We start from the raw sequence: 14,105 nt of genomic DNA, 5'->3' as shown, positions 1-14,105 counted from the left end.
CAGCATGACGCAGCAAATCACGATGACGGCGGCAGACTTGATGACCGATCCGCGCAACGACGACAAGAACCTGTGGGTAGGCTGGGACGGATACCATCGTCTGATCGAGCTGCTCGCGCTCCAGGTGCATGAGTCGGGCTGGAAGTTCGACCAGATCCTGTGCCTCGCGCGCGGCGGTCTGCGCGTCGGCGACCAGCTGTCGCGCATCTACGATGTCCCGCTCGCGATCCTCGCGACGAGTTCGTACCGCGAAGCGGCCGGCACCGAGCAGGGCGAGCTCGACATCGCGCAGTACATCACGATGACGCGCGGCAGTCTCGCGGGCAACGTGCTGCTGGTCGACGATCTCGTCGATTCGGGCGTCACGCTCGCACGCGTGCAGGAGCACCTGAAGGAGCGCTATCCGTCGGTCACGGCCGTGCGTTCGGCCGTGCTCTGGTACAAGGGCTGCTCGAAGGTCAAGCCGGACTATCACGCACAGTATCTGCCGACGAATCCGTGGATTCATCAGCCGTTCGAAGAGTGGGACACGGTTCGTCCGCACAACCTCGAGGCATGGATCAAGCGCGGTCGCGCGCAGCGCGACGGTTCGGGCGCGTAAGCGGCCGGCCGATCGGAGGAAAGCCTTGTACGGCGCCGCTTGCGGCGCCGTTTTTTATTGGCGCGCGGTGCCGGCGGGCACGGCGATCGGCGCGCGTGGTAGGCAGATGGCGCGGCCCCGGCTATGATGGCAGCCCTGCCACAGCTTGCGCAGGATTGCATGCGCAGCGTGGATCACGTGGTTTAAGGGCAACAAGGCAGGACGGTTTTTCAGGGGGGCGCGAGTAGAATAGCGCTCGTTTTGTCCGACCGGACCCGATTATTACGCTTCATATGAACGACACGATCCAGGCGACCGACGCAGCCCATGCGCATTCGACGCACCAACATTCGTTGCAGGCGCTCGCGATAGCGGCCATTGGCGTGGTGTTCGGCGACATCGGCACCAGCCCGCTGTATGCGCTCAAGGAAGCGTTCAGCCCTGCTCACGGCATTCCGTTGACCCAAAGTTCGATTCTCGGTGTGATCTCGCTGCTGTTCTGGGCGATCATCCTGGTGGTCGGCATCAAGTATCTGCTGTTCGTGATGCGGGCCGACAACAACGGCGAGGGCGGCGTGCTCGCGCTGATGGCGCTGTCGCTGCGGCCGCTCGACTCGAAAACCCGCGTCGCGGGCGCGCTGATGGCGCTGGGGATCTTCGGCGCGTGCATGTTCTACGGCGATGCCGTGATCACGCCGGCGATTTCCGTGATGTCGGCGGTCGAAGGCCTCGAGATCGCGACGCCGCACCTGTCCCATCTCGTCCTGCCGATCACGATCGTGATCCTGATCGCACTGTTCTGGATTCAGCGCCACGGTACCGCGACGGTCGGCAAGCTGTTCGGGCCGATCATGGTGCTGTGGTTCGTCGTGCTCGCGGCGCTCGGCGTGTATCACATCGTGCGCGTGCCGGGCATCATCGCGGCGATCAACCCGTATTACGCGGTGTCGTTCATGGCGGACCACCTGCTGCAGGCGTACGTCGTGCTGGGTTCGGTCGTGCTGGTGCTGACCGGTGCGGAAGCGCTCTACGCGGACATGGGTCACTTCGGTGCGAAGCCGATCCGCATCGCGGCATACGGGCTCGTGATGCCGGCACTCGTGCTGAACTACTTCGGCCAGGGCGCGCTGCTGATCGAGAATCCGAAGGCGATCGAGAATCCGTTCTTCCTGATGACGCCGGACTGGGCGCTGCTGCCGTTGGTCGTGCTGTCGACGGTCGCGACCGTGATCGCTTCGCAGGCCGTGATTTCCGGCGCGTATTCGCTGACGTCGCAGGCGATCCAGCTCGGCTACGTGCCGCGCATGAAGGTGCTGCACACGTCCGAGCTGGCGATCGGCCAGATCTACGTGCCCGTCGTGAACTGGCTGCTGCTGTTCGTGATCCTCTGCATCGTGATCGGCTTCAAGAGCTCCGACAACCTCGCGGCCGCGTACGGCATCGCGGTGACGGCGACGATGGTGATCACGACCGTGCTCGCGGCCGTCGTGATGGTGAAGGTGTGGAACTGGAACCGGCTGCTCGTCGGCGCGATCATCGCCGTGTTCCTCGCGGTCGACCTGGGCTTTTTCGGCGCGAACCTGCTGAAGGTCGCGCAGGGCGGCTGGCTGCCGCTCGGCATCGGCGCGCTGCTGTTCTTCCTGCTGATGACCTGGTACAAGGGCCGCCATATCGTCAAGGAGCGCACGGCCGCCGACGGTATCCCGCTCGAGCCGTTCCTGCAGGGGCTGCTCGCGCATCCGCCGCACCGCGTGTCGGGTACCGCGATCTACCTGACCGGCAACGACAAGCTCGTGCCCGTCAGCCTGCTGCACAACCTGAAGCACAACAAGGTGCTGCACGAGCGGACCATTTTCCTGACGTTCGTCACACGCGACATTCCGTACGTGCGCGACGACAAGCGCCTGAGTTCGCGCGACGCGGGCGGCGGCCTGTACATCGTCAAGGCCCAGTACGGCTTCAACGAGACGCCGGACGTGAAGGCCGTGCTCGAGGAATTCGGCCGCACGCACGACATGACGTTCGAGCTGATGGACACGTCGTTCTTCCTCGCGCGCGAAACGGTCGTGCCGACGCATCTGCCCGGCATGTCGATCTGGCGCGAACGCGTGTTCGCATGGATGCACCAGAACGCGGCGAAGCCGACCGACTTCTTCTCGATCCCGGCGAACCGCGTCGTCGAGCTCGGTACCAAGATCGAGATCTGACCGCTGCGCGCAGCGGCCGCGCATGCGGCCCATGCCGATCTGGCTGCGCGCTCGCTGAAGCAATAAAAAACCCGCCTTTCGGCGGGTTTTTTTATACGTCAACAGCCTTCGCGTGCTCAGCGCTTCAGCTTCGCGAACGCCGCGGCCATCGCGCCGGCCGGTTCCGGTTCGCGCGAACGCTGCGGACGGGCGTTGCCGCCGCGGCCGGCGTTGCCGCGATCCTGGCCGCCGCGCGGCGCCATGCCGGGCGCGGCCGCTTCGTCGTCGAGGCGCATCGTCAGCGCAATGCGCTGACGCTTCACGTCGACGTCGAGCACCTTGACCTTGACGACCTGGCCGGCCTTCACGACTTCGTGCGGATCCTTGATGAACTTCGTCGACATCGCGGACACATGGACGAGGCCGTCCTGATGCACGCCGACATCCACGAACGCGCCGAATGCCGCGACGTTCGTCACGACCCCTTCGAGCAGCATGCCGGGCATCAGGTCGGAGACCTTCTCGACGCCGTCGCGGAACGTTGCCGTCTTGAATTCGGGGCGCGGGTCACGACCCGGTTTTTCGAGTTCGGACAGGATGTCGCGCACGGTCGGCAGGCCGAAACGTTCGTCAACAAATTCGGTCGGCGACAGGCCGGCCAGCGCGTCGCGGCTGCCGAGCACGTCGTCGATCCGCTTGCTGATCTTCGCGAGGATGCGTTCGACGACCGGGTAGGCCTCCGGGTGGACCGACGAGCGATCGAGCGGATTCTCGCCGCCGTTGATGCGCAGGAAGCCGGCTGCCTGTTCGAAGGTCTTGTCGCCGAGGCGCGGCACCTTGCGCAGGTGGTCGCGCGACGGGAACGGCCCGTTCGCGTCGCGATAGTCGACGATGTTGCGGGCGAGCGTGGCGTTCAGGCCCGAGACGCGCGCGAGCAGCGCGACCGACGCGGTGTTCGCGTCGACGCCGACCGCGTTCACGCAATCCTCGACCACCGCGTCGAGCGAGCGGGCGAGTTCGCGCTGGTTCACGTCGTGCTGGTACTGGCCGACGCCGATCGCTTTCGGCTCGATCTTCACGAGCTCGGCGAGCGGGTCCTGCAGGCGGCGGGCGATCGACACGGCGCCGCGTAGCGACACGTCGAGCTCCGGAAATTCCTTCGCGGCCAGTTCGGACGCCGAATAGACCGACGCGCCGGCTTCCGACACGACGATCTTCTGCAGCCGCAGTTCGGGGTGCTTCGAGATCAGTTCGCTCGCGAGCTTGTCGGTTTCGCGGGAGGCGGTGCCGTTGCCGATGCTGATGAGCTCGGCCTGCGTCTGCGCGGCGATGCGCGCGAGCTTCGCGAGCGAGCCGTCCCAGTCGCGGCGCGGCTCGTGCGGGTAGATCGTATCGGTCGCGAGCAGCTTGCCGGTGCGGTCGACCACGGCGACCTTCACGCCCGTGCGCAGGCCGGGGTCGAGACCGATCACGGCCTTCGGGCCGGCCGGCGCGGCCAGCAGCAGGTCCTTCAGGTTGCGGGCGAACACGCGGATCGCTTCGGCTTCCGCCGTTTCACGCAGTTGCGTGAGCAGTTCGTTCTCGATGTGCGGCTGCACCTTCACGCGCCAGCACCAGCGGCACACGTCGGACAGCCACTTGTCGGCCGGGCGGCCCTGGTTCGCGATCCCGAAATGGCGCGCGATCATCGCTTCGCCGGGATGCGGGACTTGCGCGTCGAGTTCCTCGCCGAGACCGAGCTTGACGGTCAGCACGCCGGCGTTGCGGCCGCGGAACAGCGCGAGCGCGCGGTGCGACGGCACGGTCCGGATCGTTTCCGCGTAGTCGTAGTAGTCGCGGAACTTCTCGCCTTCCTCGTTTTCCTTGCCTTCGACGACCGCCGACGACACGACGCCCTGGCTGTGCAGGTAGTCGCGCAGCTTGCCGAGCAGTTCGGCGGTTTCGCCGAATTGTTCCGACAGGATGTCGCGCGCGCCGTCGAGCGCGGCCTTCACGTCGGCGACGCCCTTGTCGGCATCGACGTAGGCGGCGGCTTCCGTCAGCGGGTCGAGCAGCGGATTTGCGAGCAGTGCCTGCGCGAGCGGCTCGAGGCCGGCTTCGCGGGCGATCTGCGCGCGCGTGCGGCGCTTCGGCTTGTACGGCAGATAAAGGTCTTCGAGCACCTGCTTGCTGTCGGCCGCGTCGATCGCGGCGCGCAGTTCGTCGGTCAGCTTGCCCTGTTCGTCGATGCTCGACAGGATCGCCGCGCGGCGATCCTCGAGTTCGCGCAGATACAGGAGGCGTTCCTCGAGCTGGCGCAGCTGCGTGTCGTCCAGGTTGCCGGTCACTTCCTTGCGGTACCGGGCAATGAACGGAACGGTCGAGCCTTCGTCGAGGAGTTGCACTGCCGCCGCGACCTGGCGCGGCTGGACGGACAGTTCGGTGGCGATGCGCTGTACGATCTTGAGTGCTACGGTTTCCGTCATGTCGTGGATGATCTGCCTGCTGAAATCGCGGCGCGGGCCGGCAGACCGCGCGGCGGGCTGCGAGACGGGCCCGCCGGACCAGATGCCGCGGGTGAGTGAAGCGGGGCATTTTGCCATAAATGGCGGAGCGTCCAGCCGGGGGTGATAGAATTTGACACATGTCCCGCAGCTTTCCTACGACGTTGCCAACTTCCCGCATTTCTCTCGTCGCGCTCGGCGCAGCGCTTGCCGCGGCTTTGTCCGCCGGGTCCACCGTCGCGTACGCACAGGCATTGGGCGCAACCGCGCCGGACGCCGCTGTCGCCGCGCCCGTTGCAGCCTCCGCCACGCAGGATTTCGACGCCCGTCAAAAAGTGCTCAATCAACGTTCCGCGGAAAACGATTATCGTTATGCCGTGGCGGAGCACGATTGCTACAGCAAGTTCTTCGTCAATCACTGTCTCGGCGTGGCGCGCGACCGGATGCGCGAGGAGCGGGCGAGCATCCGTCAGGAGCAGCTCGCGCTCGACGACGAGCAGCGCGCGGTGCGGGCGCAGCAGCGCGACCAGCAGCAGGCGTTGAAGCAGGCGCAGAATGCGGCGGAAGCGCCGCAGCGCGCGGCGAACGATGCGGCGAACGCGGCTGCGTTCCGCGACAAGCAGGAGCAGAATGCACTGAAGCGGGCGCAGCGTGGCGCGGAAGGGCCGCAGCGCGCCGCGAACAAGCAGGCATACGACCAGAAGCAGGCGGATTTCCAGCACAAGCTCGACCAGGCGCGCCAGCAGGGCGCGCAGAAGGCGCAGGAGCGGGCGGACAACGCCGCGCGCTACGAGCAGAAGCAGAAGGAAGCCGCCCAGCACAAGGCCGATGTCGAACGGCGTCAGCAGGAAGCGGCCGACAAGGCCAAGCAGCAGCAACAGCAGGGGCAGTAACGTGTTGGATTGATCCGGAGTCAGTCTCGTGCGTGCCGGCACGCCAGTCGGCGCGCTGCTTCGATGAGGAGGCGCATATGCAAAACCGTCCCACGGAACAGCAGCAGGAATTGCACAACCGTTTGGCAGCATTGCAGGAGCAGCACCAGCAGCTCGCTCGGGAGATCGAGCTGAAGGAAGGACACTCCGACATCGACGACATCACGCTGCACCGGCTGAAGAAGGAAAAGCTGGCGGCCAAGGACAAAATCATTTTGCTGCAATCGCAGCTGGAACCGGATAAGCGCGCCTGAGCGCGGCCTGGCAAGCGCCGGCGCCGCCCGGGCGCTGGACACAGGAACGCTTGCCTTGAATTCACCGCTTGAAGCCAACCCCGATGCCCGGCGTGACGCGTCGTCCGCCGGGCGCGTTCGTGCGCCCGAAGGCACCTTCGAGCTGAGCCGCAAGCGCGTCGACGAACTCGACACGATTTTCGGCGAAGGCGGACTGCTTGCGCGCGCGCTGGACGGCTATCACCCGCGCCAGTCGCAGATCGAGATGGCGCGCGCGGTCGCGTCCGCGATGGAGGCGTCCGCGCGCCGGATGCCCGAGCCGGAAATCTTCGAGACCCGCAAGCGGCCGGCGCGGCGCCTCGGCGAAGGCGGCCAGGCGGCCGAGTCCGCCGCGGACGGCGCAGCCGCCGATCCCAACGGCGACGCCGGCGACAACACGCTGATCGTCGAGGCCGGCACCGGTACCGGCAAGACCTATGCGTACCTGGTGCCCGCGATGCTGTGGGGCGGCAAGGTGATCGTGTCGACCGGCACGAAGCACCTGCAGGACCAGCTGTTCCAGCGCGACATCCCGACGGTGCGCAACGCGCTCGCGGTGCCGGTGACGGTCGCGATGCTCAAGGGCCGCTCGAACTATCTGTGCCATTACTACCTGCAGCGCACGGCCGACAACGGCCGCCTGCCGTCGCGGCAGGACACCGCGTACCTGCAGGAAATCGTCCGGTTCGCGAAGATCACGAAGAGCGGCGACAAGGCCGAGCTCGCGAGCGTGCCGGAGACGGCGCCCGTGTGGTCGATGGTCACGTCGACGCGCGACAACTGCCTCGGCCAGGAGTGCCCGCATTACAAGGAATGCTTCGTGATGCAGGCGCGGCGCGAGGCGCAGCAGGCCGACGTCGTCGTCGTCAACCATCACCTGTTCTTCGCGGACATCATGCTGCGCGACACCGGGATGGCCGAACTGCTGCCGAACGCGAACACGGTGATCTTCGACGAAGCGCACCAGCTGCCGGAGACGGCCACGCTGTTCTTCGGCGAGACGCTGTCGACCACGCAGATCCTCGAACTCGCGCGCGACACGGTCGCCGAGGGCCTGAGCCATGCGCGCGATGCGGTCGAGTGGGTGAAGCTCGGCGGCGATCTCGAACGCGCGGCGCGCGACCTGCGGCTCGCATTCGCGAACGACCAGATCGTGCGCATGTCGCTCGCGCAACTGGGCGACGATCATCCGATGTTCGGCGCGCTCGATGCGCTCGACGTGGCGCTCGAGGCGCTTGCCTCGGCGCTCGCGAGCCAGGCCGAGCGGGCGGAATCGCTCGGCGCGTGCCTGCGGCGCGCCCGCGAGCTGCAGGACCTGCTCGCGGGTTGGGTCGCGCCCGGTGCGGCGGAAGCGGCCGCGAAGGCCGACGCCGCCGCAGCAGGCGACAAGGCGGCCGCCGACGACCCGAACGAGAAGGTGCGCTGGGTCGAGGTGTTCGCACATACCGTCCAGCTGCACGAAACGCCGCTGTCGGTCGCGCCGATTTTCGCGAAGCAGCGCGCCGGCGTGCCGCGCGCGTGGGTCTTTACGTCGGCGACGTTGTCGGTGCGCGGCGACTTCACGCACTACGCGGCCCAGATGGGGCTCAGCTCGCGGCGCTCGATGACGCTCGCGAGCCCGTTCGACTATCAGACGCAGGGCCTGCTGTACGTGCCGCGCAACCTGCCGCAGCCGTCGTCGCCGGCGTTTACCGACGCCGTATTCGACGCCGCGCTGCCGGCGATCGAGGCGTCGGGCGGTGGCGTCTTCATGCTGTGCACGACGCTGCGTGCGGTCGACCGGATCGCGTCGAAGCTGCGCGACGTGATCGAGTCGCGCGGCTGGAACATGCCGCTGCTGGTGCAGGGCGACGCCAGCCGCACCGAGCTGCTCGACCGCTTCCGTTCGTACGGCAATGCGATCCTCGTCGGCAGCCAGAGCTTCTGGGAAGGCGTGGACGTGCGCGGCGACGCGCTGTCGCTCGTCGTGATCGACAAGCTGCCGTTCGCGCCGCCCGACGATCCGGTGCTGGCCGCGCGGCTCGACGCGCTGACCAAGAAGGGCTTGAGCCCGTTCGCGGTTCACCAGCTGCCGCAGGCCGTGATCACGCTGAAGCAGGGCGCGGGCCGCCTGATTCGTGCGGAGACCGATCGCGGCGTGCTGATGATCTGCGACACGCGGCTCGTCGACAAGCCTTACGGCCGCCGGATCTGGCAGAGCCTGCCGCCGTTCAAGCGCACCCGCGAGATCGCGGTCGTGCAGGACTTTTTCGACGAGCACCGCGCGGAAAAACGCGCATGACCGCACCGCCGCCTGCTACGGGCGGCGCCAATAAAAAACCCGGCTCGATGGCCGGGTTTTTTATCGATGCACGGGCGTCGCTCAGAACTGCCACCACGACTTCTTCGTGCCGGGGCGCGAGTGGCCGGTGATGTACGGGCTGTCCGGGAAAGTCCCCGCGAGCACGCGCTTCGTGTCTTCCGCGAGCTCCGGCTGGTTCAGCTTGCCGTACGACAGGATCATGATGTGCAGCGCGTCCTCGATCGCCGGCGCGCCCTTGTAGTCCTTGATCGCGAGCTGCGCGCGGTTGATCGCCGCGACATAGGCGCCGCGCCGATAGTAGTAGTCGGCCGCGTGCACTTCGTGCGACGCGAGCGCGTTGACGATGTAGCGCATCCGGGCGGCGGCGTCCGGCGCGTACTTGCTCTTCGGGTAGCGGTCGACGACGACCTTGAACGCGTCGTACGATTCGCGCAGTGCCTGCGGATCGCGCTCGCTCATGTCCTGGCCGGAGAAGCGGCCGAACAGGCCGAGATCGTCGTTGAAGTGGATCATCCCCTTCAGGTAGTACGCGTACGGGATATCCGGGTGATCCGGGTGCAGCTGGATGAAGCGGTCGACGGCCTGGTCGGCGGCTGCCGCTTCGTTGTCCTTCCAGTTGCAGTACGCGACGTTGATCTGCGCCTGTTGCGCGAAATGGCCGAACGGATCGCGGCCTTGCAGCGATTCGAAATATTTCGCGCACTTGCCCCAGTCGCCGCCGGACAGTGCGTCCTGGGCCTCTGAGTATAATTTGTTGTTCGACCAGGTAGCCGTCTCGTCCTGCTTCTGCGGCAAGCCGTGGCAGCCGGCGATGAGGGCCGCGGCCGCTACCACCGCAGCTCGGGCGGCGACGGTTTTGGCCGTACGTTTGGTCGAATTCATCATGCTCGCATGTCCTAGCTTCAAGTCTCGGTGACCCAGTCTAAATGACCCGTTCAAGTTCGCAGAATGCCCCGCGGGGCAAGTCAAATCGCGAAGATTATAGCCCAAGCGATCGGCCCGCCGACGCTGCCTCGGGGGATTCCCCCGATGACGATCTGGCTGCAGGCGCGATGCAGCCGCCTGTGGTGCCGTCCGCGGCGGCCGACGAGGCGCCGCGCGTCGTCGAAGTGCCGCTGTCGCTGGCGGGTGAACGCCTCGACAAGGCGCTCGCCCAACTGTTCCCCGAATTCTCCCGCAGCCGCCTGCAGAGCTGGATCGAGGCGCAACGCGTGCTGGTCGACGGCGCGCCGGCGAAGATCCGCCAGCCGGTGCCGCTCGGCGCCAGGATCGAGCTCGTGCCCGACCTGCTGCCGGAGCAACTGGCGTTCACGCCGGAGCCGGTGCCGCTCGACGTGATCTACGAGGACGACGCGCTCGTCGTCATCAACAAGCCGGCGGGCCTCGTCGTCCACCCGGCTGCCGGCAACTGGAGCGGCACGATCCTCAACGGCCTGCTGCACCGCTACGGCGACGCGGCGGCCGGCCTGCCGCGCGCGGGCATCGTGCACCGGCTCGACAAGGAGACGTCCGGCCTGATGGTGGTTGCACGCACACTCGCCGCGCAGACCGACCTCGTGCGCCAGCTGCAGGCGCGTACGGTGAAGCGCCGCTATTTCGCGCTCGTGTGGGGCACGATGCCCGAGGACGGCACGATCGACGCGCCGATCGGCCGCGATCCGCGCGAGCGCACGCGCATGGCCGTCGTCACCGGCGCGTCGGGCAAGCCCGCGCGCACGCATTTCCGCACGGTTGACACATGCATGTGGCAACGTCAGCCGGTGTCCGCGATCCAGTGCGACCTCGAAACCGGCCGCACGCACCAGATCCGCGTGCACTGCTCGCATGTCGGGCATCCGCTGCTCGGCGATCCGGTGTACGGGCGCGCGCGCGGCAAGCGCTCGGTCGCGCCGCTGCCGGACGGGTTCGCGCGGCAGGCGCTGCATGCATGGCGGCTCGGCCTCGTGCATCCGGTCACGGGCAAGACGATGCAGTGGCGCTGTCCGTTGCCGGACGACATGAACGCGCTCGTCGCGGCGCTGGGCTTCGGGCAGGGCGACGAGGAATTCGACGATGAAGACGGTGTCTACGACGATGACGATTTCGCCGGCGATTATCGGGATCACGACGAGGATCACGACGACGATTACGACGATGAGGAGGAGTGAGTGCCGATGACGAACCTGGCGCCGTTGACGTGGCAGGACTGCGTGCAGCCCGACTGGCAGGTGGCGCCGCGCGTGCGCGCGCTGATCACGACGCGCGACGGCGGCGTGAGCGAAGGCCCGTACGGGCGCTGGCAGGACGGCGCCGCGTTGCCGGGCGGGATGAATCTCGGCCTGCATACCGGTGACGATCCGGCCCATGTCGCGGCGAATCGCGCGCGCCTGCTCGCGCTGGCGGGGCAGTCGCGCGCGGCATGGCTCGAGCAGGTTCACGGCGCGCAGGTCGTGCGTGCGGACGAGGTGATCGAGGCCGCGCCGGCTGCCTCGGCGCCCGTGCAGGCCGACGCGAGCGTGACCGACCGCACGGGGGCGGTCTGCGTCGTGATGGTCGCGGATTGCCTGCCGGTGCTGCTGTGCGATGCGCAGGGCCGGGCGGTGGGCGCCGCGCACGCAGGCTGGCGCGGGCTCGCGGCCGGCATCGTCGAGCAGACCGCGGCGCGTGTCGCGGCGCTCGCCGGCGGTGCGACGGATGCGCTGCATGCGTACCTCGGGCCCGCGATCGGCCCGCAGGCGTTCGAAGTCGGCGCCGACGTGCGTGAGGCGTTTCTCGACACCGCTCCGCAGTCGGAGCATGATGAGACGCGGCGAGCGTTCGTCGCGATCGACGGCGCGCCCGGCAAGTACCTCGCCGATCTCCATGCGCTCGCGCGCCTGCGTCTCGCGCGCGCAGGCGTGGCGCACGTGAGCGGCCGGCGCGCGTGCACGGTCACTGAACCCGCGCGCTTCTATTCGTACCGGCGCGATCGCGTGACGGGCCGCATGGCGGCGGCGATCTGGCTGGCCGATTGACGATTGACGATTGACCGCGGCCCGCCGCGCGTGCTTGCGTGCGCGGTTTGCTGCGTTGCAAAATCGGGTTATCTTGATATTGGCGCGGCAATGCGGCGTTGCATGGACAACCGAATGAATAATCGCGAAGTCAAGTCAATCAAAATGTTTTATGTTTCGCCGGAAGCCTTGTCCCGCCTGTTGCGCGCGGATTATCTTCGAGCAGAAATGTTCGGCGGTTTGATGCAGCGCTTCACATGGGGAAAACGATAATGATAAAAATACCGCACTGCGGCAGAATCTGGAGACGCCTCTCCAGAGCATGACGGCCCGGCTCGCAACCGGCACGCCGCGCGCGAGCAGGATTTCACGATTGACGCTCACGAATCACCGGTAAGGCAGGTAATGACAGCATCGAAAAATTCGTCGACGTCCGCTCAGGCGGGCACTTCCGCAGGCAACGCCGGGTTCGGCCAGGCTGCCCAGCCGATGCAGCAGATGTTCGAGGCATGGCTGAACGCGTGGCGCGGTTTCGCCGATCCGGCGCGCGCCGCAACGGCGTCGACCAGCGCGAATCCATTCGCCGCATTCCAGTTCCCGACAGCGGTGCCGTTCCAGATGCCGTCGATGCCCGATCTGGGCGCCTTCGGCGGCCTGGCATCGCCGTTCGCGGGGCTGAAGCTGCCGGTAGCCGCGATCCCGCCCGAACGGCTCCAGAAGTTGCAGGCCGACTATGCGCGCGACTGCATGACGCTGATGCAGCAGGCCGCCGCCGCGAAGCTCGAGTCGCCTGAACTGAAGGACCGCCGCTTCAGCGGGGATGCGTGGAAGGCGTCGCCCGCGCATGCATTCGCGGCCGCGTGGTACCTGCTCAACGCGCGCTACCTGCAGGAGCTGGCCGACGCGCTCGAGACCGACCCGAAGACGCGCGAACGCATCCGTTTCTCCGTTCAGCAATGGACGGCCGCCGCGGCGCCGAGCAACTTCCTCGCGCTCAATCCCGACGCACAGAAATCGATCCTCGAGACGCAGGGCGAAAGCCTGCGGCAGGGGATGATGAACCTGCTCGGCGACCTGCAGCGCGGCAAAATTTCGCAGACCGACGAATCGCAGTTCGTGGTCGGCAAGAACCTCGGGTGTACCGAAGGCGCGGTCGTCTACGAGAACGACCTGATCCAGCTGATCCAGTACGCGCCGAAGACGGACAAGGTGTTCGAACGGCCGCTCCTGATCGTGCCGCCGTGCATCAACAAGTTCTACATCCTCGACCTGCAGCCCGAGAATTCGCTCGTTGCGCATGCGCTGTCGAGCGGCCATCAGGTGTTCCTCGTGTCGTGGCGCAATGCCGATGCGTCGGTCGCGCACAAGACGTGGGACGACTACATGAACGAAGGGCTGCTCGCGGCGATCGACGCCGTGCAGCAGGTCAGCGGCCGCGAGCAGATCAACACGCTCGGCTTCTGCGTCGGCGGCACGATGCTCGCGACCGCGCTGTCGGTGCTCGCCGCGCGCGGCGAACATCCGGCCGCGTCGATGACGCTGCTGACCGCGATGCTCGACTTCACCGACACCGGCATCCTCGACGTGTTCGTCGACGAGGCGCACGTGCAGATGCGCGAGCAGACCATCGGCGGCAAGAACGGCGCCGCGCCGGGGCTGATGCGCGGCGTCGAGTTCGCGAACACGTTCTCGTTCCTGCGGCCGAACGACCTCGTGTGGAACTACGTCGTCGACAACTACCTGAAGGGCCGCACGCCCGCCGCGTTCGACCTGCTGTACTGGAACAGCGACTCGACGAGCCTGCCGGGGCCGATGTACGCGTGGTACCTGCGCAATACCTATCTCGAGAACAAGCTCCGCGTGCCGGGTGCGCTGACGGTGTGCGGCGAATCCGTCGACCTGTCGCGCATCGACGTGCCGACATTCATCTACGGGTCGCGCGAGGATCACATCGTGCCGTGGCAGACGGCCTACGCATCGACGTCGATCCTGACGGGCCCGCTGAAGTTCGTGCTCGGCGCGTCGGGTCACATCGCGGGCGTGATCAATCCGCCGGCGAAGAAGAAGCGCAGCTACTGGGTCAACGACAGCGACCTGCCCGCATCGGCGGACGACTGGTTTGCCGGTGCGACCGAGCAGCCGGGCAGCTGGTGGACGACCTGGGTCGAGTGGCTCGACCAGTACGGCGGCCGCAAGGTCGCGCCGCCCGCCAAGCCCGGGAGCGAGCAGTTCCCGGTGATCGAGCCGGCGCCGGGTCGCTACGTATTGCAGCGCGATTGACGAAAACCGGACAGCGGCGCACGCTGTCCGATGCACCGCAGTTTTTTAACAGGGCCGGTAGCGATGCGCCGTGTCGTGCGGGCCCGGAGGAAACGGAA

11 protein-coding genes are annotated in these 14,105 nt (G+C 67.0%); 9 read left to right on the top strand and 2 right to left on the bottom strand.

Annotated features, from left to right (window positions below; all coding sequences use genetic code 11):
• Positions 1–4: 4 nt before the first annotated feature.
• Both NQV17_RS08115 and NQV17_RS08110 read left to right on the top strand, forming a co-directional pair.
• The gene (locus NQV17_RS08115; protein WP_257771283.1) at positions 5–601 is read left to right on the top strand and encodes a phosphoribosyltransferase; all 597 of its coding nucleotides are present in this window, start codon (positions 5–7) and stop codon (positions 599–601) included.
• Between the two features lie 272 nt (positions 602–873).
• Positions 874–2,787 (top strand): potassium transporter Kup, encoded by a 1,914-nt coding sequence (locus tag NQV17_RS08110; protein ID WP_257771281.1) that lies wholly within the window; start codon positions 874–876, stop codon positions 2,785–2,787.
• Positions 2,788–2,903: 116 nt separating this feature from the next.
• On the opposite strand, the gene NQV17_RS08105 is transcribed toward NQV17_RS08110, so the two are convergent.
• The gene (locus NQV17_RS08105; RefSeq protein ID WP_257771279.1) at positions 2,904–5,231 is read right to left on the bottom strand and encodes a Tex family protein; all 2,328 of its coding nucleotides are present in this window, start codon (positions 5,229–5,231) and stop codon (positions 2,904–2,906) included.
• Positions 5,232–5,389: 158 nt separating this feature from the next.
• On the opposite strand from NQV17_RS08105, the gene NQV17_RS08100 reads away from it, so the two are divergent.
• The 3 genes from NQV17_RS08100 (at position 5,390) to NQV17_RS08090 (ending at position 8,734) form a co-directional block, all read left to right on the top strand.
• Positions 5,390–6,142, top strand: a complete 753-nt coding sequence (locus tag NQV17_RS08100) for a hypothetical protein (RefSeq protein ID WP_257771277.1) — start codon at positions 5,390–5,392, stop codon at positions 6,140–6,142.
• A gap of 77 nt (positions 6,143–6,219) precedes the next feature.
• Positions 6,220–6,435 carry a YdcH family protein gene (locus NQV17_RS08095; protein WP_006755091.1) on the top strand — a complete coding sequence of 72 codons (216 nt, stop codon included), beginning with the start codon at positions 6,220–6,222 and terminating at the stop codon, positions 6,433–6,435.
• Positions 6,436–6,490: 55 nt separating this feature from the next.
• Complete coding sequence (locus tag NQV17_RS08090; RefSeq protein WP_257771275.1) at positions 6,491–8,734, top strand: ATP-dependent DNA helicase; 2,244 nt, start codon at positions 6,491–6,493, stop codon at positions 8,732–8,734.
• Between the two features lie 81 nt (positions 8,735–8,815).
• Here the strand turns inward: NQV17_RS08090 and NQV17_RS08085 are convergent, their stop codons facing one another.
• On the bottom strand, positions 8,816–9,640 hold the full coding sequence (locus tag NQV17_RS08085; RefSeq protein ID WP_044848889.1) for an outer membrane protein assembly factor BamD: 825 nt from the start codon (positions 9,638–9,640) through the stop codon (positions 8,816–8,818).
• 41 nt (positions 9,641–9,681) lie between these two features.
• On the opposite strand from NQV17_RS08085, the gene NQV17_RS08080 reads away from it, so the two are divergent.
• From NQV17_RS08080 to phaC, 4 genes are all read left to right on the top strand, one after another.
• Positions 9,682–10,902: an RluA family pseudouridine synthase gene (locus NQV17_RS08080; RefSeq protein WP_124486310.1), complete on the top strand. Its 1,221-nt coding sequence runs from the start codon at positions 9,682–9,684 to the stop codon at positions 10,900–10,902.
• 6 nt (positions 10,903–10,908) lie between these two features.
• Positions 10,909–11,748 carry a peptidoglycan editing factor PgeF gene (gene pgeF, locus NQV17_RS08075; RefSeq protein WP_044848891.1) on the top strand — a complete coding sequence of 280 codons (840 nt, stop codon included), beginning with the start codon at positions 10,909–10,911 and terminating at the stop codon, positions 11,746–11,748.
• A 3-nt stretch (positions 11,749–11,751) separates the two neighbouring features.
• On the top strand, positions 11,752–12,000 hold the full coding sequence (locus NQV17_RS08070; protein ID WP_257771261.1) for a hypothetical protein: 249 nt from the start codon (positions 11,752–11,754) through the stop codon (positions 11,998–12,000).
• Positions 12,001–12,132: 132 nt separating this feature from the next.
• Positions 12,133–14,007: a class I poly(R)-hydroxyalkanoic acid synthase gene (gene phaC, locus NQV17_RS08065; protein WP_257771259.1), complete on the top strand. Its 1,875-nt coding sequence runs from the start codon at positions 12,133–12,135 to the stop codon at positions 14,005–14,007.
• Positions 14,008–14,105 lie beyond the last annotated feature (98 nt).

This window comes from Burkholderia sp. SCN-KJ, from assembly GCF_024656005.1.
Classification (GTDB): domain Bacteria; phylum Pseudomonadota; class Gammaproteobacteria; order Burkholderiales; family Burkholderiaceae; genus Burkholderia.
This window is presented reverse-complemented; position numbering and strand designations above follow the sequence as displayed.